This is a genomic window from Paenibacillus sp. FSL H8-0034, from assembly GCF_038000305.1.
Taxonomy (GTDB): Bacteria; Bacillota; Bacilli; order Paenibacillales; family NBRC-103111; genus Paenibacillus_S.
In genome coordinates, this window is sequence record NZ_JBBOBS010000001.1 from 1,095,650 (window position 1) to 1,119,389 (window position 23,740).

Annotated in this window: 15 protein-coding genes and 3 rRNA genes; 15 read left to right on the forward strand and 3 right to left on the reverse strand. The window is 48.0% G+C overall.

Translation table 11 applies throughout. The features are described from left to right. Positions 1-110: 110 nt before the first annotated feature. The 10 genes from cls to rrf all read left to right on the forward strand — a co-directional run bounded on the left by cls (position 111) and on the right by rrf (position 11,577). On the forward strand, positions 111-1,565 hold the full coding sequence (gene cls, locus NST47_RS05060; RefSeq protein ID WP_341154158.1) for a cardiolipin synthase: 1,455 nt from the start codon (positions 111-113) through the stop codon (positions 1,563-1,565). Positions 1,566-1,672: 107 nt separating this feature from the next. Continuing rightward, the gene (locus NST47_RS05065) at positions 1,673-1,960 is read left to right on the forward strand and encodes a hypothetical protein (RefSeq protein ID WP_341154159.1); all 288 of its coding nucleotides are present in this window, start codon (positions 1,673-1,675) and stop codon (positions 1,958-1,960) included. Between the two features lie 258 nt (positions 1,961-2,218). Next, on the forward strand, positions 2,219-3,259 hold the full coding sequence (thiL, locus tag NST47_RS05070; protein ID WP_341154160.1) for a thiamine-phosphate kinase: 1,041 nt from the start codon (positions 2,219-2,221) through the stop codon (positions 3,257-3,259). Between the two features lie 6 nt (positions 3,260-3,265). Further along, positions 3,266-3,751 carry a tRNA (adenosine(37)-N6)-threonylcarbamoyltransferase complex ATPase subunit type 1 TsaE gene (gene tsaE / locus NST47_RS05075; protein ID WP_341154161.1) on the forward strand — a complete coding sequence of 162 codons (486 nt, stop codon included), beginning with the start codon at positions 3,266-3,268 and terminating at the stop codon, positions 3,749-3,751. Continuing rightward, entirely contained in the window at positions 3,748-4,593 is an 846-nt protein-coding gene (gene tsaB, locus NST47_RS05080) for a tRNA (adenosine(37)-N6)-threonylcarbamoyltransferase complex dimerization subunit type 1 TsaB (protein ID WP_341154162.1), read from the forward strand. Before tsaE ends, tsaB begins: the two co-directional genes overlap by 4 nt. A gap of 21 nt (positions 4,594-4,614) precedes the next feature. Next, a complete protein-coding gene (rimI, locus tag NST47_RS05085; protein WP_341159608.1) occupies positions 4,615-5,109 on the forward strand; it encodes a ribosomal protein S18-alanine N-acetyltransferase in 495 nt (164 codons plus the stop codon). 1 nt (position 5,110) lies between these two features. After that, positions 5,111-6,175, forward strand: coding sequence for a tRNA (adenosine(37)-N6)-threonylcarbamoyltransferase complex transferase subunit TsaD (gene tsaD, locus NST47_RS05090; protein ID WP_341154163.1), 1,065 nt, complete (start codon positions 5,111-5,113; stop codon positions 6,173-6,175). 386 nt (positions 6,176-6,561) lie between these two features. Next, positions 6,562-8,104: ribosomal RNA gene (locus NST47_RS05095) — 16S ribosomal RNA — on the forward strand. A gap of 233 nt (positions 8,105-8,337) precedes the next feature. After that, a 23S ribosomal RNA gene (locus tag NST47_RS05100) occupies positions 8,338-11,261 on the forward strand. A gap of 199 nt (positions 11,262-11,460) precedes the next feature. Continuing rightward, positions 11,461-11,577 (forward strand): 5S ribosomal RNA (gene rrf / locus NST47_RS05105). Together the 16S, 23S and 5S rRNA genes form the textbook arrangement of a ribosomal RNA operon. A gap of 144 nt (positions 11,578-11,721) precedes the next feature. Here the strand turns inward: rrf and nagA are convergent. From nagA to NST47_RS05120, 3 genes are read right to left on the reverse strand one after another with little or no spacing between them, the layout of a single operon-like run. Beyond that, positions 11,722-12,909, reverse strand: a complete 1,188-nt coding sequence (gene nagA, locus NST47_RS05110) for an N-acetylglucosamine-6-phosphate deacetylase (RefSeq protein WP_341154164.1) — start codon at positions 12,907-12,909, stop codon at positions 11,722-11,724. Next, positions 12,909-13,634: a glucosamine-6-phosphate deaminase gene (gene nagB / locus NST47_RS05115; protein WP_341154165.1), complete on the reverse strand. Its 726-nt coding sequence runs from the start codon at positions 13,632-13,634 to the stop codon at positions 12,909-12,911. Before nagB ends, nagA begins: the two co-directional genes overlap by 1 nt. An 18-nt stretch (positions 13,635-13,652) precedes the next feature. Beyond that, positions 13,653-14,495: a MurR/RpiR family transcriptional regulator gene (locus tag NST47_RS05120; protein WP_341154166.1), complete on the reverse strand. Its 843-nt coding sequence runs from the start codon at positions 14,493-14,495 to the stop codon at positions 13,653-13,655. 241 nt (positions 14,496-14,736) lie between these two features. On the opposite strand from NST47_RS05120, the gene NST47_RS05125 reads away from it, so the two are divergent. The 5 genes from NST47_RS05125 to NST47_RS05145 all read left to right on the forward strand — a co-directional run bounded on the left by NST47_RS05125 (position 14,737) and on the right by NST47_RS05145 (position 23,583). Beyond that, positions 14,737-15,414 carry a response regulator transcription factor gene (locus tag NST47_RS05125; RefSeq protein ID WP_341154167.1) on the forward strand — a complete coding sequence of 226 codons (678 nt, stop codon included), beginning with the start codon at positions 14,737-14,739 and terminating at the stop codon, positions 15,412-15,414. Beyond that, positions 15,411-16,790: a HAMP domain-containing sensor histidine kinase gene (locus tag NST47_RS05130; RefSeq protein ID WP_341154168.1), complete on the forward strand. Its 1,380-nt coding sequence runs from the start codon at positions 15,411-15,413 to the stop codon at positions 16,788-16,790. The genes NST47_RS05125 and NST47_RS05130 overlap by 4 nt, the downstream gene beginning before the upstream one ends. 335 nt (positions 16,791-17,125) lie before the next feature. Beyond that, complete coding sequence (locus tag NST47_RS05135; protein WP_341154169.1) at positions 17,126-20,227, forward strand: efflux RND transporter permease subunit; 3,102 nt, start codon at positions 17,126-17,128, stop codon at positions 20,225-20,227. 14 nt (positions 20,228-20,241) lie between these two features. Continuing rightward, positions 20,242-21,498 (forward strand): efflux RND transporter periplasmic adaptor subunit, encoded by a 1,257-nt coding sequence (locus NST47_RS05140; RefSeq protein WP_341154170.1) that lies wholly within the window; start codon positions 20,242-20,244, stop codon positions 21,496-21,498. Positions 21,499-21,750: 252 nt separating this feature from the next. After that, positions 21,751-23,583 (forward strand): hypothetical protein, encoded by a 1,833-nt coding sequence (locus NST47_RS05145; protein ID WP_341154171.1) that lies wholly within the window; start codon positions 21,751-21,753, stop codon positions 23,581-23,583. The last annotated feature ends 157 nt before the right edge of the window (positions 23,584-23,740 follow it).

The window sequence follows — 23,740 nt, forward strand, 5'->3', positions numbered from 1 at the left end:
AACAATTTCTCGGCAGCGCTTTGTCTCTTGTATAGCTCCTACGCGATAGGTCAAAGCTAGAGGACGAATGACAAAGGGTTGATTACATGTGAGAAAGGGGTTGCGTTTCATTGTTATGGCTGGTTATTGTGCTGCTGATATTTATTTTTCAAATACTGACCATATTGCTGATTGATTACCGCAAACCCGCCAAGACCCTCGCATGGCTATTTATTTTATTTGTTTTTCCCATTATTGGATTTGTTATGTATTATTATCTGGCTACGGAATATTCACGCAGGCAAAAGGTGCGACGGCATGAATTTAACTATGAATCCTTGCAGCAGCCTGCAGGTTACAAACATACTTCTGCTGTATTGCCGTTAAATAGTAAGGATCACGAGTATCTTCCAGATTCGAATCGAGATGTGCTGTCTACGAAAACTCGTTTGGATGAGCTCATAGACCAAATATCAGCTGGGCCGCGTTCTTCCAATAATGAAATCAGGGTACTGACTGACGCGGACGAAGCGTACCCAGCCATGCTGGAGGCAATGGAGGCTGCGAAACATCACATCCATTTTGAAATCTACACCTTTCGGGGCGACGCTATAGGTTTGACTTTTCTGGAGATGCTGATTCGAAAAGCGAAGCAAGGTGTTCAGGTGCGCTGCATATTCGATGGAGTGGGCAGCTATCAGCTGGAACAGCGCTTTCTTGATCAACTCCGGCAGAGCGGGGTGGAGGTTTATTTGTTTTTGCGGCCCCTCATTGCTTTCTTCGATAAAAGGATGAACTATCGTAATCATCGCAGAATACTGGTTATTGATGGATATAAGGGTTATGTGGGAGGACTCAACATCGGAGCAGAATATATGGGTGGTGACCCGAAGCTTGGTTTTTGGAGAGATACGCATTTGGAGCTTGTTGGCACCGTTGTACATACACTGCAATCTATTTTTTTGAAGGAATGGATGTTTGTTAGCGGTAAGCATGTGACCGGTGGTGGTTTATATCCGGATCTCCGGACTTACGGAAACAAGTCTGCCCAGATTATTAGCAGCGGCCCGGATACGAAGCAGCATAAGATTTTACAGCTGTATTTTGGAGCCATTACTAATGCGAAGCAGAAGATTATTCTGATTACTCCATATTTTATACCGGACCCGAGTCTACGTATGGCTTTGAAAACAGCCGCTATCAGCGGTTTGGATGTAAAGGTTGTATATCCGCTTAAATCGGATTCCCCTGCTGTTAATTATGCTTCAAGCTCCTACTTTGAGGAGTTGATGGAGGCCGGAGTCCACATTTATGAATATCAAAAAGGATTTATGCATGCCAAAATTTTGATCATTGACGATAATTTCGCTACGGTTGGCAGCGCCAATGTAGATCTTCGCAGCTTGTACAGCAATTTTGAATTAAATGCCGTGTTGTTTGATAAAAAAACGATCAAGCGACTTGAAGCCGATTGCGCCATAGACCTACGAAACAGTACGGAGTTAAAGCTGGAGGTATTTCGATCTCGTTCCCGCTGGCATCGCACCAAAGAAATTGCAGCCCGCCTACTCTCACCGCTTTTTTAAAAAACGTATGCCAGCTATCCGCGGCGATATGAATGATAGCTGGAGTGGATTGGACATGCTAAAAGAGCGTGTCCAACAGTACTATTAAACTCCAGGGAGGTAATCCAATGAGCAAGTCCAACACCAATACGAACGAATCGGCAGAAAAGGAACCGATCAATGAAATTACAAAGGCACGAACTGGGGAAGACGCAGCAGCAATGAGCTCAGCCTCACCAGGTACAGGTGTGGATGTTCAAGGCCGTGAGGATTATTTCATGGACATCGACCGAATGGTCAATGAGGGCTTAGGCGGCGGCAATGTCACAATGAGTAACGGTCACATCGGAGAATCGACAACCGATACGATGACGTATCCAGAATCTGTCCTTAATCATAAAGAAGAGAAAAGTTAAAAAACCTCATCAGATAATCGGGCGCATCCGCGCCAGCGCCCGTCCCGTCCGGGACGAAATCGTACAGAGCTGATTACAGTCTGTCTCATTCCAGCATTCAAGTAACCCTGTTCAACGTATTTCTTATTCACTCCAAAAGGGTCCAGATGGTTTAGCTCTCCGTGTCCCTCCCTTTTTAGGGAGAGGACTACCTCTTTGTTGCCACCTTTGATGGAGAGGGATATAATAGGGGGAAACCAATTCGGAGGCGGCTAAACGTTGAGTTCTTTGGACGAATTTGCACTTATACGGCGTTTGACAGAAGGAAAACAGTCAGCTGCTTTTCAGCAGGCTAGCGGGGTCGACATAGGAATCGGAGATGACGCTGCAGTTGCGTATTTGGCACCTGGATGCCAGCTTGTGATGACCTGTGATACGATGACGGAATCGGTCCATTTTCAACCGCATACGATGCGTGACAGCGATGTGGGCTATAAAGCGATGGCTGCCGCGATCAGTGATATAGCCGCAATGGGGGCGATACCGCGTTATGCGCTGATTGCGCTCAGCATTCCACAGGAAACGCCACAGCATAAACTGGAAGCCGTTTATCAAGGGCTGTATGAATGCGCCAATCGCTGGAGTGTTGTCATCGTTGGTGGAGACACAACCTCCTGTATCGGTGGTCTGACTGTGACCGTTACCGTGATTGGTGAAATTCCCGATGGTCAGGCACTGCTGCGTTCAACAGCCAAAACAGGTGATGTTGTATTCGCCACGGGCGAGCTTGGCTGCTCTGCTGCGGGTCTGGAATATTTGCTGCAGCAAGCACTTCCAAGTGAGCAGTGGCCTCAAGTTGGCAAGGATTCGGCAGAAGCCCGATTAATAGCGGCCCATTGCCGTCCTGAGCCACAGATTGAAATGGGGCAGCTTTTGCAGCAATCCAAGGTTTGCGGGGCTTTGAACGATGTAAGCGATGGACTTGCCAGTGAGGCTTGGGAAATTGCCCAGGCATCCGGTGTGGGGATCGACTTGATCGAGGATCGCATTCCAATTGCCGATGAACTTATGGCGTATGCCGAGAAAGCCGAAAAAGATCCGCTCCATTATATTCTCTACGGCGGTGAAGACTACAAGCTTATCGGTACAATGCAGGCTGAGCATGCGATTGAAATGCAAATCAAATTCAGGGAAGCCGGGCATACGCTATACATTATCGGTTATGTGAATGCGGAAGATAGCGGTGTGCGTCTTGTTCAAAGCAGCGGATATGTCGTTCCGATTGATAAAAAAGGCTACAATCATTTTCGAAAGGATTGAGCTTGTATGCCGACAAAACACACTTATTCATACCAGGCAACCGATCTCGAGCATACAGCGAGTCTGGCATCCGCTCTTGCATCCTGCTTTCAACCCGGCACCGTAGTTACACTTGACGGTGATCTGGGTGCGGGTAAAACCGCATTCGCTCAAGCGGTCGCCAAAGCTCTCGGCGTGCGTGGTATTGTGAACAGTCCTACCTTTACTATTATTAAAGAATATGAAGGGGAGAAGCTCCCTTTTTATCATATGGATGTATACCGTCTTTCTTTGGAGGAGGCGGATGAGCTCGGATTGGACGATTATTTGTATGGGTCAGGTGTTACTTTAATAGAATGGTCTTCTTTAATAGAAGAGCTGTTGCCTGCAGATCGTTTGTCCGTTACCATCGAGAATTGTGGTGAACAGACCCGCTTATTCAGGCTGAACCCGCACGGGGATTCCTATGAACAATGGTGTGAACAGCTTAAGGAGAACGGAGTTTTAATATGAATAACGATCAAACAGTCTTACAGGGCACGCTGCTGGCCATAGATACTTCCACGAGCTCCATGTCAGTTGCATTAACGCGCGGCGGTGAGCTGCTGGGTGAGTTGAATTCTAATGCAGAACGCAATCATTCGATACATTTACTTCCACATATTCAGCAGGTGCTTGCATCTGCTGGGCTTCATTCACGGGATGTGGATGCATTCGCAGTCGGTGTCGGTCCCGGTTCTTACACGGGTGTACGTATAGGCGTCACCGTCGCCAAAACGTTGGCTTGGACGCATCAGAAGGTATTGCTTGCCGTATCAAGTTTGGAAGCTCTTGCTTTAGGCGGCGTCCATACGATGCTGGAGTCCCCATCCCATACAGCTAAGGGTCGTACCTTGGGAGCGTCGGTATTTTCCCATATAGAAGAACTTCAGGAAAAAGTCTGGGTGGTTCCGATGTTCGAGGCTCGGAGAGGTCAGGCTTTTACTGCTCTTTATCAAGCAGCGAACCAGCAATGGAGCTGTTTGGCGACCGATGGCATTCGTCTCATGTCCAGTTGGTCGGAAGAGCTACTCGAACGTGCCATGGATAAGAGTACGGTGGCTGAGCGGCCGGATCGTATTATTTTTACAGGTGAGACCGGACTGCATGAAGCGACAATTGAGCAATTTTGTAAAAGCTGGACAGGCACAGCAGAAATCGTACATCATGAAATGAGAGCCCGTTATACGGCTGATTTGGCGCTTGAACAATGGAAACATGGAAATACTCGGGAGCCGCATGGCTTAATTCCCAATTATACGCAGCTGACAGAGGCAGAGGTCAAATGGAAAGCTCAAGCAGAGGAGGCGAAATGACTAGTGAATCATAACGAACCCATGGATGCCCCTCGAGCCTTGGAATTTCGCGCTATGTGTCTTGAGGATATTCCGACCATTTGTGAGATTGAGCAGGAAGCATTCACGACACCATGGACCTCGGCAGCCTTTTATAATGAATTAACAAACAATCAATTTGCCCGTTATATGGTCATGGATTCGGAAGAAGGCGTGCTTGGCTACGGCGGAATGTGGATCATCGTCGACGAAGCGCACATTACCAACATTGCCGTCGGCAAGAAGCATAGAGGGAAAAAGCTTGGTGAAAGACTGCTGAGAGAGATGCAAAAAACAGCTGTTTTTCTTGGGGCTGCGCGAATGACACTTGAAGTAAGGCCCTCTAACCGCATAGCCCAGGCATTGTATGAAAAGCTCGGATTTTATGGGGTTGGTGTACGACGAGGGTACTATACAGACAATCAGGAAGATGCAATCATCATGTGGGCGGATTTGCCTGACTCCAAGCGCACGCTAAATAACTTACAGGGGAATTAAAATGAATAGCAACGATATGCAAGTAAATCAGTCAGCATCCGATCTCAATAAGCCCTTATATATTTTGGCCATAGAAACGAGCTGCGATGAAACCTCGGTAGCCATTGTCGAGAACGGTACGATTATTAAGGCTAATATCGTTTCCAGTCAAATTGAAACCCATGAACGCTTTGGTGGAGTCGTGCCTGAGCTGGCTTCACGCAAGCATGTGGAAAGCATCACCTGGATCATTGAAGAAGCTTTGGAAAAGTCGGGTGTTGCACCAAGCGAGCTTTCTGCCATCGCTGTTACACAAGGACCCGGGCTTATTGGAGCTTTACTGGTTGGCGTCGTGGCTGCCAAAGCATTGGCGTACGCCTTAGAGCTGCCTTTGATTGCCGTTCATCATATTGCAGGTCATATATATGCCAATCAGCTTGTGCATGAGCTGCAGTATCCATTGGTGTCGCTCGTTGTATCGGGTGGGCATACGGAGCTGGTTTATATTGAATCTGAGGGTAACTTCAAAATTATTGGTCAAACCCGGGATGATGCTGCAGGTGAAGCCTATGATAAAGTGGCGCGTGCTTTAAAGCTTCCATACCCTGGAGGTCCATATATAGACCGTCTGGCTCAGGAAGCGGGCGAGGCATTGCCTCTTCCTCGTGCGTGGCTGGAGTCGGATTCTTATGATTTTAGTTTCAGCGGACTCAAATCTGCTGTTTTATCTGCATTGAATCAGGCCAATATGAAGGGGCAGCCGCTTGATCCCGGATCTGTAGCCAAAGGCTTTCAAGCATCTGTTGTTGAGGTTCTGGTAGAAAAAGCACTGCGAGCCGTTAAGGCTTACGGAGCGAAGCAGCTGCTGCTGGCCGGAGGAGTAGCTGCGAATCAAGGGCTGCGACAGCAATTGGCTGTACGTTGTGCGGAAGCAAATGTGCCGTTGCTTACACCGCCCCTTGGATTATGCACAGATAATGCTGCGATGATCGGCGCGGCTGCCTATTTGAAGTTTCAGCGGGGACAGTTTACATCTTTGGATTTTAAGGCTGAGCCTCTTTTGAGTTTGGAAGAGTGGTCCGTATAATCCGCTTTCTGGAGCCGTTCTGCAAATGTGCAGGGCGGCTTTTTAATAGGATAAACCGTGCCTTCTAATTTCTTTATTAATAAATTGAAAATAGTACTTGCATTCTGTATCTGGATTTGTTATATTACTTCTTGTCGCTTCTGAGGCAGTCGAGTTTGAAGGCATTGAAGAAGACAAAAATATTCATAAAATTACAAAGTGTTTAAAAATAATGCTTGCAATTGAATGGATGAATGTGCTATATTAATCAGGTCGCTTTTGACGGAATGTCGAAAATGATCGAAAAGAATTGTCCTTTGAAAACTGAATCAACGAGTGAGAAAATAGCAGTACAAGAGAATGCAAATTCTCGTCAGCAAGGAATGAGTACAAATCAAAGTTCTACCTTAATGGAGAGTTTGATCCTGGCTCAGGACGAACGCTGGCGGCGTGCCTAATACATGCAAGTCGAGCGGATTGTTCCTTCGGGAACAGTTAGCGGCGGACGGGTGAGTAACACGTAGGCAACCTGCCTACAGGATCGGGATAACTACCGGAAACGGTAGCTAAGACCGGATAGGTGATTGAGACGCATGTCTGAATCAAGAAACACGGAGCAATCTGTGACCTGTAGATGGGCCTGCGGCGCATTAGCTAGTTGGTGAGGTAACGGCTCACCAAGGCGACGATGCGTAGCCGACCTGAGAGGGTGAACGGCCACACTGGGACTGAGACACGGCCCAGACTCCTACGGGAGGCAGCAGTAGGGAATCTTCCGCAATGGACGCAAGTCTGACGGAGCAACGCCGCGTGAGTGATGAAGGTTTTCGGATCGTAAAGCTCTGTTGCCAGGGAAGAAAGGCCAGGAGAGTAACTGCTCCTGGATTGACGGTACCTGAGAAGAAAGCCCCGGCTAACTACGTGCCAGCAGCCGCGGTAATACGTAGGGGGCAAGCGTTGTCCGGAATTATTGGGCGTAAAGCGCGCGCAGGCGGTCATTTAAGTTTGGTGTTTAATTCCGGGGCTCAACCCCGGGTCGCATCGAAAACTGGGTGACTGGAGTGCGGGAGAGGAAAGTGGAATTCCACGTGTAGCGGTGAAATGCGTAGAGATGTGGAGGAACACCAGTGGCGAAGGCGACTTTCTGGACCGTAACTGACGCTGAGGCGCGAAAGCGTGGGGAGCAAACAGGATTAGATACCCTGGTAGTCCACGCCGTAAACGATGAGTGCTAGGTGTCGGGGGTTTCAATACCCGCGGTGCCGAAGTTAACACAGTAAGCACTCCGCCTGGGGAGTACGCTCGCAAGAGTGAAACTCAAAGGAATTGACGGGGACCCGCACAAGCAGTGGAGTATGTGGTTTAATTCGAAGCAACGCGAAGAACCTTACCAGGTCTTGACATCCCGATGTAACACCTAGAGATAGGTGCCCTCTTCGGAGCATTGGAGACAGGTGGTGCATGGTTGTCGTCAGCTCGTGTCGTGAGATGTTGGGTTAAGTCCCGCAACGAGCGCAACCCTTGGATTTAGTTGCCAGCATTGAGTTGGGCACTCTAGATCGACTGCCGGTGACAAACCGGAGGAAGGCGGGGATGACGTCAAATCATCATGCCCCTTATGACCTGGGCTACACACGTACTACAATGGCCGGTACAACGGGAAGCGAAACCGCGAGGTGGAGCGAATCTTTAGAAGCCGGTCTCAGTTCGGATTGCAGGCTGCAACTCGCCTGCATGAAGTCGGAATTGCTAGTAATCGCGGATCAGCATGCCGCGGTGAATACGTTCCCGGGTCTTGTACACACCGCCCGTCACACCACGAGAGTTTACAACACCCGAAGTCGGTGGGGTAACCCGCAAGGGAGCCAGCCGCCGAAGGTGGGGTAGATGATTGGGGTGAAGTCGTAACAAGGTAGCCGTATCGGAAGGTGCGGCTGGATCACCTCCTTTCTATGGAGATATTGCTTCTGCAAACGAAGCGTATCAGTAATACAAGTTGCCAATGGCAACAACAACGCTCACTCGTTGATCAGTTTTGAGAGGATAAACTTTCTCTCTGTAAAGCTTGTTCCTTGAAAACTAGATACCGAAACGAAACAAATGTTTAGAGCAGCGTTACTTAACTTCGGTTGAGTAACATCCAAATAGATCGATTCTTCGGAATCGAACTTATTAGCGGAATTGGTTAAGCTAATAAGAGCACACGGAGGATGCCTAGGCACTAGGAGCCGAAGAAGGACGTGGCGAACGACGAAATGCCTCGGGGAGCCGTAAGCAGGCTTTGATCCGGGGATGTCCGAATGGGGGAACCCGCATGAGGTAATGCTCATGTACCATGTAGTGAATACATAGCTACATAGGAGGCATACGAGGGGAACTGAAACATCTAAGTACCCTCAGGAGAAGAAAACAAAAGTGATTCCGTCAGTAGCGGCGAGCGAACGCGGAACAGCCCAAACCTAAGAGCTTGCTCTTAGGGGTTGTGGGACGTCAACATCGGGTTAGCAGAATAGGTGAAGCAGTCTGGAAAGGCTCATCACAGAGGGTAACAATCCCGTAACCGAAAATCTGCGACACCTGTAGACGGATCCCGAGTACCGCGAGACACGTGAAACCTCGTGGGAATCCGGCAGGACCATCTGCCAAGGCTAAATACTCCCTAGTGACCGATAGTGAAGCAGTACCGTGAGGGAAAGGTGAAAAGAACCGCGGGAGCGGAGTGAAATAGAACCTGAAACCGTGTGCTTACAAAAAGTCAGAGCCCGTTTATGGGTGATGGCGTGCCTTTTGTAGAATGAACCGGCGAGTTACGTTCCCGTGCAAGGTTAAGGTGAAGAGCCGGAGCCGCAGCGAAAGCGAGTCTGAATAGGGCGCTTGAGTACGTGGACGTAGACCCGAAACCGTGTGATCTACCCCTGCCCAGGGTGAAGGTGCGGTAACACGCACTGGAGGCCCGAACCCACGCATGTTGAAAAATGCGGGGATGAGGTGGGGGTAGCGGAGAAATTCCAATCGAACTCGGAGATAGCTGGTTCTCCCCGAAATAGCTTTAGGGCTAGCCTCGGAGTTGAGAGTCGTGGAGGTAGAGCACTGATTGGGTGCGGGGCCCGCCAAGGGTTACCAAGTCCAGTCAAACTCCGAATGCCACAGACTTTTATCCGGGAGTCAGACCGTGAGTGCTAAGATCCATGGTCAAGAGGGAAACAGCCCAGACCATCAGCTAAGGTCCCCAAGTGCAGGTTAAGTGGGAAAGGATGTGGAGTTGCCCAGACAACCAGGATGTTGGCTTAGAAGCAGCCACCATTGAAAGAGTGCGTAATAGCTCACTGGTCGAGTGACTCTGCGCCGAAAATGTAACGGGGCTAAACCTGCCACCGAAGCTATGGCTCGAACAAGTAATTGTTCTTGGGTAGGGGAGCGTTGTGTAGAGGTTGAAGGTGTACCGTAAGGAGCGCTGGACACTACACAAGTGAGAATGCCGGTATAAGTAACGAAAAGACAAGTGAGAATCTTGTCCGCCGAAAGCCTAAGGGTTCCTGAGGAAGGCTCGTCCTCTCAGGGTAAGTCGGGACCTAACGCGAGGCCGAAAGGCGTAGTGGATGGACAACTGGTTGAAATTCCAGTACCACCGTGAACCGTTATGAGCAATGGGGTGACGCAGAAGGATAGTGACGCGGACTGATGGATGTCCGTCCAAGCAGCGAGGCTGGTGTGTAGGCAAATCCGCACATCGATAAGGCTGAGCTGTGATGGGGAGCGAAAATTGCAGTAGCGAAGGTCATGAGTTCAAGCTGCCAAGAAAAGCCTCTAGCCAGGGAGAAGGTGCCCGTACCGCAAACCGACACAGGTGGGCGAGCAGAGTATGCTAAGGCGCGCGGAAGAACTCTCGTTAAGGAACTCGGCAAAATGACCCCGTAACTTCGGGAGAAGGGGTGCCTCGGTAGGGTGAATAGCCCGAGGGGGCCGCAGTGAAAAGGCCCAAGCGACTGTTTAGCAAAAACACAGGTCTGTGCGAAGCCGTAAGGCGAAGTATACGGGCTGACGCCTGCCCGGTGCTGGAAGGTTAAGGGGAGTGGTTAACCGCAAGGTGAAGCTATGAACCGAAGCCCCAGTAAACGGCGGCCGTAACTATAACGGTCCTAAGGTAGCGAAATTCCTTGTCAGGTAAATTCTGACCCGCACGAATGGCGTAACGACTTGGGCGCTGTCTCAACGAGAGATCCGGTGAAATTTTACTACCTGTGAAGATGCAGGTTACCCGCGACAAGACGGAAAGACCCCATGGAGCTTTACTGCAGCTTGATATTGAACTTGGGTACGATCTGTACAGGATAGGTGGGAGCCAAAGAAGCATGAGCGCCAGCTTGTGTGGAGGCGACGTTGGGATACCACCCTGATCGTATCCGAGTTCTAACCTCGCACCGTAATCCGGTGCAGGGACCGTGTCAGGTGGGCAGTTTGACTGGGGCGGTCGCCTCCTAAAATGTAACGGAGGCGCCCTAAGGTTCCCTCAGAATGGTTGGAAATCATTCGCAGAGTGTAAAGGCACAAGGGAGCTTGACTGCGAGACAAACAGGTCGAGCAGGGACGAAAGTCGGGCTTAGTGATCCGGTGGTACCGAATGGAAGGGCCATCGCTCAACGGATAAAAGCTACCCTGGGGATAACAGGCTTATCTCCCCCAAGAGTCCACATCGACGGGGAGGTTTGGCACCTCGATGTCGGCTCATCGCATCCTGGGGCTGAAGTAGGTCCCAAGGGTTGGGCTGTTCGCCCATTAAAGCGGTACGCGAGCTGGGTTCAGAACGTCGTGAGACAGTTCGGTCCCTATCTGTCGTGGGCGCAGGAAATTTGAGAGGAGCTGTCCTTAGTACGAGAGGACCGGGATGGACGTACCGCTGGTGTACCAGTTGTTCCGCCAGGAGCACGGCTGGATAGCTACGTACGGAAGGGATAAGCGCTGAAAGCATCTAAGCGCGAAGCCCCCCTCAAGATGAGATTTCCCAATTTAGTAAGACCCCTTATAGACGATGAGGTAGATAGGTTCGGGGTGGAAGTGCCGCAAGGTATGGAGCTGACGAATACTAATCGGTCGAGGGCTTATCCAAATAAAGAGTCTTATAAGCGAAAGCGAGTAAGACGTGCTGCTCAAGCGTAAAGTGAAGTTTCGGATCTAGTTTTCAGGGTGCAAACTCTGAGCTGCCTGTCCTTTGTAAGGATGGATATTTTCTCGCAGCGATTTCGAAGGCGTAAATCTTCGAAAAAAGCTTAGGCTTACGAAGTCAGCTTTCTAACGAAAGCTCTTAGTTTGGTGATGATGGCGAAGGGGAACCACGCGTTCCCATCTCGAACACGACCGTTAAGCCCTTCAGCGCCAATGGTACTTGAACCGCAGGGTTCTGGGAGAGTAGGACGTTGCCAAGCACGATGAAGCAGTTGATCTCAGTGATCAGCTGTTTTTTTGTATTTGGGTTCGTATTTGCATCGATTTATGATAGAGCACAGCAAAATAGTCTCGGTCCGTTATTACCACGGATCGAGACTATTTTGTGTATAGTATTTTCAGTTTTACTGAATGGAACGTCCACCGATCCAGACCCGTTCTAACTCAAGCTCTGAATTAACGAGCAGCACATCAGCCTGCAAGCCAGGCTGTAAGCTGCCGGTAGTCTGATCTATGCCAAGTTGTCTAGCCTGATTACCGCTGGCCATAAGACTCGCATGCTCGATGCTGACACCAACCTGTTGAACAACAAAACGGAATGCATCGATCATCGTTAAGGTACTGCCAGCGAGGCTGTTGCCTTCTTTCAATCGAGCCACACCGTCACGAACAATAACAGCAAGTCCACCGAGTTCATATTCTCCGTTGCCCAGACCGGCGGCTGACATCGCATCAGTGATTAATAGTACGCCCTCTGGTCCTTTGGCTTGCACAAGTAAACGAATAGCTGTCGGATGGACATGATGTCCATCTGCAATGATTTCCCCCAAAATAGCCGGATTCGACATAATAGCGCCAACAGCGCCCGGTTCCCGATGGTGCAGCCCACGCATAGCGTTGTAGGTATGGACGGCTTGACTTAATCCGTGCTCAATAGCCGTGTTGACTTGCTCATAGTTAGCATCGGTATGACCGAGTGCAGCGATAATGCCGTGCTTAACCAACGCTTCAATATAGTCAAGAGCACCTGCTGCTTCAGGAGCTAAAGTCTGCATACGGATGAGCCCAGGAAAACGCTGAGTCCAATCCGAGAGCCAGTCCGGTTGGGGAGGAACGATAAAGGCAGGATTTTGTGCTCCACACCAGTTGGCATTAATAAAGGGACCTTCCAAGTGAACGCCAAGCAGTTGAGCATAAGGCATAGCCTGATTACGGTATGAACCTATCCGCTGCAATACATGGTCAAGCTCCTCTTTGGCAGCAGTCACAGTCGTAGCCAGCATGGTTGTGGTACCATTCATGCCGTGGAAGTGTGTAATCGCATCGAGGCCTTCAGCATCGGCATCCATGAAGTCATGGCCATAGCCGCCGTGCACATGCATATCTATGAAGCCGGGCAGCACCCAGCTCCCTTTGGCATCTATTTTTTCTGTATCTGCTCCAAGCTTACTTGAGTAGATATCATATTCCTGTTCAGTTCCGATTGCATGAATAAGGCCGTTAACGAGATGAATCCAACCTTTTTGCAAAGTGATTTGAGGAGTTAGGATCGCAGCATTATAAATAAAAACATCGGGTTGGGGTTGGGTCATTACAATAACCTCCCTGCTTCGGAATCCAGAAGTACGACGAGATGTGGATGTGTTTGCAGCAGGGATGCCGGACAATCGGTAGTGATGGGACCTTTCAGAGCGCGTTGAACGATCTCGGCTTTGTCGCCGCCTTTGACGATGAGCAGGATCATTTTGGCTTTCAAAATCGTACCTACGCCCATAGTTAATGCATGTGTCGGTACCTCGTCGATGGAATCAAAATAACGGGCATTCGCCTTGCGCGTTTCCTCGCGAAGCTCCACAATATGTGTGCCCCCGGTCAAGGCATGGTCAGGCTCATTGAAGCCGATATGTCCATTGTGTCCCAGACCCAGCAGCTGCAGATCAATTTGGCCCGATTGCTCAAGCAGTTGATCATAGCTTTGGCATTCTGCTGCAAGATCGGCTGCATTGCCGTCAGGAATGTGGGTTTGGCTGCGCTGCAGCTGAATCAAATCGAACAAATGAGTATTCATATAGTTGTGGTAGCTCTCCTGGTGATTCTCAGGAAGCCCGACATATTCATCGAGATTAAAGGTTGTCGTATCCTTAAAACTGACTATTCCTTGTTGATAGCTTTTAACGATTTCCTGATAAATGCCTATTGGCGTACCACCGGTAGCAAGCCCCAATACTGCTCGGGGATTAGTTTGTACCATGCCGATGATAATGCCTGCACCGGATTCATGCAGTTTTTGATGAGAATCGAAGGTTAATATATGCATAGTAGTGGTGCTCCTTTGTTAACGGTATTTGCGGACCATTTGGTATGAAGTTTCAAGCCGTGGGACAAGCTGGTCAAATTGTTGACTCAACAAGCCTACAAATATAATATCAATGACGTGCAGTTGGGCAATTCGGGACGCCATATCACCTCGGCGCATACCTTCCTCAAGTGTGGAAGTGAACAGGCAAATATCTGCAAGTGAGGTAAGCGTATGGGTGCCGAATTTGGTAAGTGAAATCGTGGTAGCTCCGTGCTCGGAGGCGCATTTTAACGCGGCGATAGTTTCTGTGGTTTCCCCGGAATAGGAGATGCCAATGGCGACATCACCTTTGGTCAGGTTGGATGCAGATGTCACCTGCATATGTGGATCGGAGAAGGCGACACTGCGTTTGCCAATCCGTATCAGCTTTTGGTAAAAATCTTGTGCTACCAGCCCTGATGTAGCTACACCATAGAGATCAATTTGCCTGGCAGCGGCAATTGCATCGATCGCTCTCTGAAGCTGCTTCATATCAAGCAGGCGAGTTGTATCCGTGATGGACCGCACATGATTTGCCTCCATCGCGGCGACGATATTGCTGAGCGAGTTGTCGGCGATGATGTCCTGATACGATTGGGCTGCTGGTGGTTGGGCGAGCTCGGCAGCCAGCTTGATTTTAAATTCGGTGAAACCGGCAAAGTGAAAAATCTTGCAAAAACGCGATATAGTTGCTGTGCTGCTGCCCGATTCCTGGGCCAACTGCGTAATGCCGATTTGAGTCATACTGGCTGAATGGTCAATAATATATGCGGCGAGTTCTTTTTCTTTGCGGCTCATGGAGCCCATTTGTTCTTGAATAGCGCTTAAAATTCCCGGCATAGTGACCCTTTCTTTTTGAAAATAATTTACTTAATATTTATATATTAAAGAAAATAATTTACATATTTACTATACCGAATTAAAAACATATTTTCAAGTGAAAGTTGACAGGGACGCTGTCTGACTAGGTATCGTATGCATATTGATGGTATGCTATATTAGTGTTCTCAGTTCCATAGAAAATCGTGCATAACGAGCTTATTATAGCAGGGAATCAAGTGTTAGAAAGGAGTGAATGTTCGTGGCCACCATTTTGATCGTCGATGATGATATTCATATTCGTCAGTTAATTAAGGTATATTTACGGCAGGAAGGCTTTGATGTTGTAGAGGCAGGTCATGGCAAGGAAGCTTTGCAGGAAATGGAGAAGACCCGAATTGATCTTGTTATTCTGGATATTATGATGCCGGAGATGGATGGATGGGATCTGTGTGTCGAGCTGCGTGCAGCCTATCCGAATCTGCCGCTGCTTATGATAACGGCCAAGGGCGAGACTGGTCACAAGGTAAAAGGGTTTCAGCTTGGTACCGACGATTATTTGGTAAAACCGTTCGACCCGGAGGAACTGGTAGTACGAGTTAAGTCCTTGATGAAAAGGTACCGGATCGTAGCTTCACAAAAGGTGCAGTTCGGAGATATCGAATTAAATCGGCAAAGCTATGAAATCATTATTAATGGGGTAAGAACCACACTGCCGCTAAAGGAATTCGAGCTGCTGTTCAAGCTGTTTAGTCATCCTAATCAAATTTTTACGCGTAATCAGCTCATCGAACAAATCTGGGGGATGGATTACGAAGGGGATGACCGGACTGTCGATGTCCACATCAAGCGAATCAGGGAGCGTTTTCCAGAGGCTGTTGACAATTTCAGTATCGTGACGATTCGCGGGCTGGGCTACAAGCTTGAGGTAAGATCATGATCAAAACGTTGTATGTTCGTGTGGTGCTTACTTTTTTGGCGGCGGTTCTGTTTGGGTTGGTATCGGCGTTTTTTTTGTCATCTTTAATTTATACGAACCTGGTTAGGGAAGAGATCCAGGATACGATGATGAGAAATGGCAAGGACGTAGTACATACGTTAACCTTGCTGCAAAAAGATAAAACCGATGAATATTTGACTAGTGTCAGTCGAATAATTGATTTTTATATTACTTTATATGACGATGACAAACATAAAAGCGTGTATGGGGAAACCGAGCCCAAAGAAAAGGTGGATATTGCTGAGCAGGTGGTCGATCTGGTACGAGGCGGAGAGATGTACCGAAGCGAGACCGGTTTTCCCGATCAGATCTTAGTGGGCATTCCATTCCAGATGGATTCGATGCGTTATGCGATATTTTTTCAATATTCAAGGCACAACAAGGAAGGTGCGCTGCAGAAGGTAGTTGGTACGTCGTTACTCATTACGCTGATGATGGGAAGCTTGTTCATTTTCGTGGCTGCACGTTATGTGGTTAAACCGTTGAGGGTGATGACTGAGGCGACCAAACGGATATCCAAGGGTGATTTTAATATGGATTGGAAGCTGAGAAAGCGTAAGGATGAGCTGGGGATGCTTGCACAAAGCTTTAGTGAAATGGCTCTGGAGCTCAAACAGCTGGAACAGATGCGGCAGGATTTTGTATCCAATGTGTCGCACGAGATTCAGACGCCGTTAACGTCGATTTCCGGATTTTCAAAGGCACTTCGCAGCAATAAAATGTCGGAAGAGGAGCGGCTGTACTATCTGGAGATCATTCAATCGGAGAGTGAGCGCTTGTCGCGTATGAGTGAAAACTTGTTAAAGCTGGCTTCGTTGGAATCCATGCATCATCCTTATCAGCCGCATACCTACGACTTGGATGAACAGATCCGTCATGTGATTGTTGCCTGCGAGCCACAATGGTCTGCGAAAGGGATCGAATTTGAGTTGAATATGCCCAGTATCAAAATATGTGCCGATGAGGATTTACTCAATCAGGTGTGGACGAATTTAATTACGAATAGCATTAAATTTTCGCATCAAGGCGGATCGATCCATATCCAGGTAAAGCAAACCACGAATGAGATCACAGTCAATATTTCTGATCAAGGGATCGGGGTTTCCGAGGAAGATCAGGTGCGGATTTTTCAACGCTTCTACAAAGCCGACAAGTCGCGGACAGGCGAGCATAGCGGCAGTGGTCTCGGCTTAGCTATTGTCAATAAAATTGTGCTGCTGCATGGAGGGAAAATCAGCATCCAGAGTGCGCCAGGTAAGGGCTCATCATTTTCAGTTACTTTGCCAAGTATGCCAGTAGCAAGCATTGGGCACTGAATATAGAAGTAAATGTAATTAATTAAAATATTTAGGATATGAATCCTTCGCAATATCAAAGATTAATGCCATGGAGCCGACTCTCCATGGTTTTTTTGTTGTTGGTTCATAAAGAAAGCGCTACCGTTCATATTGAGTTCATATTGGTTATGTATGCTTGGCTGCAGATAACAACGAAATTAGTCGTTTTGCTAGTTAGCCAAAGCTGATGCTAATTGATGTCAGTCATACATTTTGTTAAGAAAAAACACTGTTAATGCGAATGAAATCAGTTTAATTACAGAAAAAGCTCAGCTTACATTCATGCTGATGCAAGACTCACAGGAGGGAAACCCATGAACAAGCTTACAAGCTTCTCTATGAAAAATGTGGCGGCAATTTTAATTATAGTCGCTATTCTGTTAGGTGGAGGGCTGTATTCGGCTTATACGATTAAGGTAGAAAATATGCCGAACATTTCTTTTCCGGTAGTGTTGGTTTCTACGACCTATCCAGCATCCCCGACAGACGTGATGAAGGAAGTCACGAAGCCGATTGAGGATAAGATTTCCAATGTTGAAGGCTTGGACACATTAACATCCACCTCCAGCGATAATATTTCAACGGTTATCGTTCAATTCGAGCAAGGTGTAGATATTGATAAGAAAAAGCAGGAGATTGAGAGTCTTGTTCAGGAAGTGAGGCTGCCTGCAACGGCAGAAAGACCAAAGGCTTCCACCTTCGGCTTTGCTTCCATTCCGGCCTACTACCTGGCCATATATGCGGATAACGGGATGAGCCAGACCGAGCTGGATAAAGTTTATGAGGATCAAATCAAGCCGGGCTTGGAGTCCATACCGGGCATGGATCATATCGATTCGATTGGTGCCCGAGAAACGTCACTTGATATTGAGCTGGACGCCGATGCGCTTACCAGCTTCGGATTGACCCCCGTTCAGGTGAGCACGACTCTGAAAAACACATTGGCTAATGGCGCCATCGGAACCGTGGATTTTAACGGTAATACGAAGGTAGCTCGTGTAACAGGTAACATTGACAGTCTGTATAACCTGGAAAATATGGAGATCGCCGCAGGCAATGGCAGTACATTGATGCTGAAGCAGGTGGCAAAGGTTCAGGCTGTGACCGATTCGGAATTTATTGCACGCTTGGATAATAAGCCTGCACTTGGGATTCATTTATTTAAAACAAGCAATGCGAACGCAGTTGATTTTTCGGATGCGACCGACCTGTTGATCAAAAAATGGGAAACGACCATTCCTGATATTACTTTTAAACCCGTATATAACAGTGCCGATCAAGTTAAGGAATCGATTAGCGGCATGTTAAAGGAAGGTATAACAGGAGCTTTGTTAGCCTCCTTGATGATTTTGATCTTTTTGCGAAATGTAAGAATGACATTAATTGTTCTCGTATCGATTCCTTTATCGATTATGATTACACTGCTCGTTATTTCGCAATTCGGGATCACCTTGAACACGATGACGCTCGGGGGCATATTTATTGCGGTGGGCCGGGTCGTCGATGATAGCATTGTCGTTATCGAGAATATATATGCATCACTGCAGAAGGCGCAGGAACGTAACGAATCGGTCATCAAGCTCGCAACGAAGCAGGTAGCGATGGCGATTACTTCATCAACGCTTGCCACAGTTGGCGTGTTTGCTCCGATCGGGATGGTAAGTGGTATCGTGGGTGAGCTATTCCGCCCTTTTGCCATCACAGTTGCAACTGCAATGCTGGCTTCTTTGCTGGTAGCCTTGACGGTAATCCCAATGATGGCCAAACTGCTCGTACTTAATAGTGATAAGATTGTCCATCACGACGAAAACAAAAAAGGCAGATTCATGTTACTGTATGAAAAGATTTTGAAAGCATGCTTGTCCCATCGCTTTAAAACATTAATTATTTCAGGATTGTTGTTTGTCGTATCGATAGCTGCGATTGTTCCCAATTTGGCTGTCAGCTTCATACCAAGCAGCGGTTCCGAACGCCAGATGTATTTTCAGGTCAAGCTGCCTAATGAAACCTCTATCGATGGAACCGATCAAATTTCCAAAGAATTGGAAGGGATGATGCAGGATGCCAAGGATAGCAAGGGTCAACCGCTGTTTACCTTTGTTGAAGCACTTGTGGGCTACGGCGGCGGTAAGGATCAGGTAGCCAATATGGCGGAGATCTATACCGAGGTTAATGCTCAGGCCGATCCTGATGAAGTGAAAAAGGAATTCAAGGAACGTATTCTGTATGAGCTGCCAAAAGGATCAGAAGTAACACCCAAGTCATTGGCTGGTGGTGGCGGCGGTGTCTCATCAACTGACTTCTCGTACTCATTAAAAGGTGACAATCAACTTTTATTACAGGAAGCAGCCGTCACAATCAAGCAAAAACTGGAAGAGTACCCGGAGCTGAGCGAGGTTGAAGATTCACTTAGTGATTCCAAAACCCAGGTGCAAATTACAGTAGACCAAAGTAAAGCAAGAACCTTTGGACTCAGCACCTCACAGGTTCGTGATACCGCAAGAAGCTGGATTATGAAGGACCAGCTCGGAGATATTCAGTTCGACAATGTAACTTATACCACAACCGTACAGCTATCCAAAGCGGATAAAAATTCAATCGAGAAGCTGGGAAAAATCCCGCTCAAAACAGCGCAAAACTCGACGATTTATTTGAATGAGGTTGCGAAGCTGACGGAGGTTGAAGCTCCGTTGTCCCTGCAAAGAGAAAGTAAGGAACAGGTACTGAAGATTACAGCCAAGATCGATTCGGTCAATAAATCGGCGGTCAGTACGAAGATATCTAGTGAGCTTGGCAAAGTGGCGCTGCCGGATGGCATATCTCGTGAAGTTAAGGGAGTAAGCGCCGATATCAATAAAAGCTTCTCACAATTGTTTGTGGCTATGGCAGTGGCTATCGCTGTCGTATATCTCGTAATGGTATTAGCCTTTGGCAATGCGGGCGCTCCATTCGCGATTCTGTTTTCCCTACCGCTGGCAGCAATTGGCGGATTGCTGGGATTGTTAATTACCCGGCAGTCGCTCGATGTAACCTCAATGATCGGTTTTATGATGTTGATCGGTATTGTCGTTACCAATGCCATTGTGCTTATCGACCGCGCCCAGCAGCTGCGTGAGGAGGGATACACGGTACGCCATGCGCTTGTAGAGGCAGGGATGGTTCGTTTCAGACCAATTATTATGACAGCAGGAGCTACGATTATGGCGATGATGCCTTTGGCGCTTGGCTTGACAAAAGGCACATTGATTTCAAAAGGCTTGGCCGTTGTTGTAATTGGGGGTCTGACGACATCCACAATCCTAACACTTGTCGTGGTGCCAGTCGTTTATGAGCTAATTGAATCGAGCAAAAAGCGTATGGGTCAATGGAGACATCGCAAGCCTAAGTCAAAAGCAAATACAACTATCGAGATGTAAGGGAGAGAAGGGATATGAATAATCAGATGTCAAAGAAAAGCTTCGGCAGCGGCTCAAGGACCGTCGGTATTCTTCTAGTAGTCACTGCATTGGCGGCGGGGTGCTCAAGCCCTGCACAGCCGCAGGCAGCCGCAGCCGTTCAGTCGCAGAACAGGCCAGTCAAGGTAGCTGCCATTGTCAAGCAAAGTATGGGTGATCCCAAGGAGCAAATTGCGGATGTTAGCGCCGCAGTGCAAATTGATGTGATACCCAAAGCGGACGGACAGGTTCTGGAGGTATTGAAGAAGAAGGGTGAGCTTGTCAATCAGGGTGACGTTATAGTCCGGTTGGATGCTAGAGATGCCCGACTGCAAATGCAAAAGGGTGAGCAATCGCTGAAAGGCGCGGAGGAATCACTTCGCAAATCGATTGAAGACCAGAACAACAGCCGGGTTGATCTGCAAAGCTCGCTGGTCAAGGCTAATGAGCAATTAAGTAATGTGGAAAAGGACTATAACAAAGCGCGCAATGACTTTGAGGCCGGTACGGTGACCAAACGTCAGGTAGATCAGGCGGAAACGCTCGTGACTAACGCGCGGTTGGATGTGCAATCTGTTCAGAACAAGCTGGATGCTCTGGATAAAACCAACCCGATTGCTTCTCAGGAATCACAGGTAGCGACAGCGCGGCTAAGTGTAGAGGACGCGGCCAATGCTGTCGGCAATTATGAGATCAAGGCGCCAATTACGGGTGTTTTAACTGATCTGACTGCTGAGGTGGGCATGAATATGTCCCGCACGGCCAAGATTGGTCAGGTACAACAGCTTGATCCACTCAAAATTAAAGCCGATTTGACAGAGTCAGCCGCCAAGCTGGTTAATAACAAGCAGGAGCTCACCTTCTATAGTGCGGATAATCCCGCCGACAAAAAAACAGCCAAGGTGACGTTTCTTGCCAATCAAATGAACAGTACGACAAAAGCTTTTCCGATTGAACTGGATTTGGCAAATCCGGATGGTTCGATCAAGCCTGGCAGCCGTGTTCAGCTGCAATTGACCAGTCCTGAGGAGGAGCAGGGGCTTGCGGTTCCAAGCTTGAGCATCGTCAGAGAGGGCAATGCGGCCTTTGTTTTCATATTGAATGGTGATCAGGTAGAGAAACGCGCGGTCAAGCTCGGACGCGTCAAGGATGCATTTCAGGAGGTGTTGGAAGGTGTGAAAGCAGGAGAATCTGTAGTCGTTTCCGGTCAGCATCAATTGAAAAATGGGCAAAAGGTTGAAGTTGCCAAGTAACCAAACCGTTTGTAGTTCGCAAAAGCAATTATAGAATAATTAGAAAAGATAGAGATAGATAAATAAATATACAGATAAATATACAGAGGAAGATATGAAAAGGTAGAAAAACGGAATACGGATTAGCCAGCCCATATTCATACAGAAGCCCATATGTCGGCACACAGATTTAATCAGATTGAACAGAGCAGTAAGGATAGAAGTCAGCAGTGTCGATTTCTGTCCTTGAACTTAAGAGGAGGCTATACGAACATGAGAAAGAACTTAACTGCAGCACCGAAATGGAAAACTACGCTCGGCAGCACTTTGCTGTCCATGTCTTTAGTTATATCAGCTGTTCCTTCAATGGCACTGGCAGACGCTGTACCTGTACAGGAGGCAGGAGCACCGGTCCAGACACAAGTACTTACGCCAACTGCAGTCTCGTATCCGTTAACGGAATCGATTCAAGCGAGCATTAAAAGCTTATCCATCAGCAAGTCAACTGAGGGTACACGCATTGGTGCGGTGGTCCGCCTGCATAATAATACGACCCAGATGAAGCGGGTTCCCGATTATGAAATCCGTGTCCAAGCTTCGGATGGCAGTGAATATAAGGTTACACCAAGCGCATCCAACCCGAAGTCGATGCTGGCGATGGAAAATGTAGAGCTGACCGGTATGGTCACGGTAGACCGTCAGGATGATATTACGATAACAGGGATGTCTTTTGTAGAAGTCGATGAATATGTGTATCCCAAACAGGAAACGGTTCGCTTGAGCTTGCCCATAACATCCGTGTGGAATGCCACCAAGCCTGATATTACTGATCCTGCTTTTATTAAAGCGTGGGGAGATACGTTTATGGTTCCTGAATCTCCATCTCCAATTAAATTCACAACGACCAGTTTAACCGAGCAGACAGATGAAAAGGGTGTGCATACTCAGGTCGTAACCCTACTGGCTGAAAATCCGGGTACAGCTAGTGAAACGGTGCCTGGCTTCCGTTTGGATGGCAAAGCCGGAGATCAAATTTATGCCGGTACACGAGCCGATGCAAATCCAATTGTACTGGCCGCAGGTGACCGCAAATATATTCAATATTTGATCCCGACAGATAAAGGCATCAAGCTGCAAAGCTTGCTGCTGATGACAACAGAAACTTTTGCTGCTTCCGCCGGAACTGCCGGAGCAGGAGCAGCAGGGGGTTCAGCGGGTACCGCTGCGGCAACACCGTCCAGCACGCCTGGGTTTGATGTCGGACGCTTGAAAATCGAAGTGGCGGCAGATGCTGTTGCTTTACCTAACACGCTGCCTGCATACGCAATAGGCACTCCGATTGCCTTCGATCCATTGAACCGTTTATTGGATTCCAGCACGCAGGTCTCTTTAATGGAGCTGCATATGCATGAGAATACAGGGTCAGGCTTTAAAAGCGTAGTCGCCAAATTCAGATTGCAAAATAAAAGCGACCAAACCGTTACACTTCCCGCTTTTCAAACAGAGCTGGTAGGAAGCGACGGCTCCAGCTATGCAGGTTCTCGCCAAACGGCAACAGCAGCTAATTTGATGCCGAACCTGAGCTATGTAGTCAGCTACTCGTTTATGGTTCCAGCCTCGGAGAAGGGTGAACAGCTTGGTCTCAAGCTGCTGGACAATCTGACTTCTGCGCCTTACAGTACGACGATTGCCGGATTCCAAACTGCTGTACAGATCGATGATGTGGATAGCTCAGTAATGGCGTTCTATCCGTTTAATGTCACACTAAACGATTGGACAATGTCTGCATATACCAATGCCGGATTACCTGTAACCTATTCCTATAAGATGAAGATGAATTTAACTGTGGACCGAGTTGAGGATGTCGTCGTTGATGACAACTTCCCGAAATTCACGATTGAGCTTGTTGATGGGTTGGGTCGGACACTCGGTTCGCAATCGGTACCGTTCACAGGAACCGACATGCTGATCAGCGGTGAACAGACGGTTCAGATCAATAACATCAAGACAGAGCAGCAGGAATATCCGCTGACTATTAAATTATATGAAACTATTGAGACGCCTAATGGTGTGGCCAAACGGCTTGTGAAGACATTACAGCAGTAAGGTACAGTACCCAGATAAATGGAATTATATGTAAAATTAGCGCATCCCTCCTTGCATACCGCGAAGAGGGATGTATTTGTGTATATTCAGGAGTATACAAGCCAAATTCACATAGGAAATGTATGAAATTTAACAATGGAAATAAAGATTTCTTTCT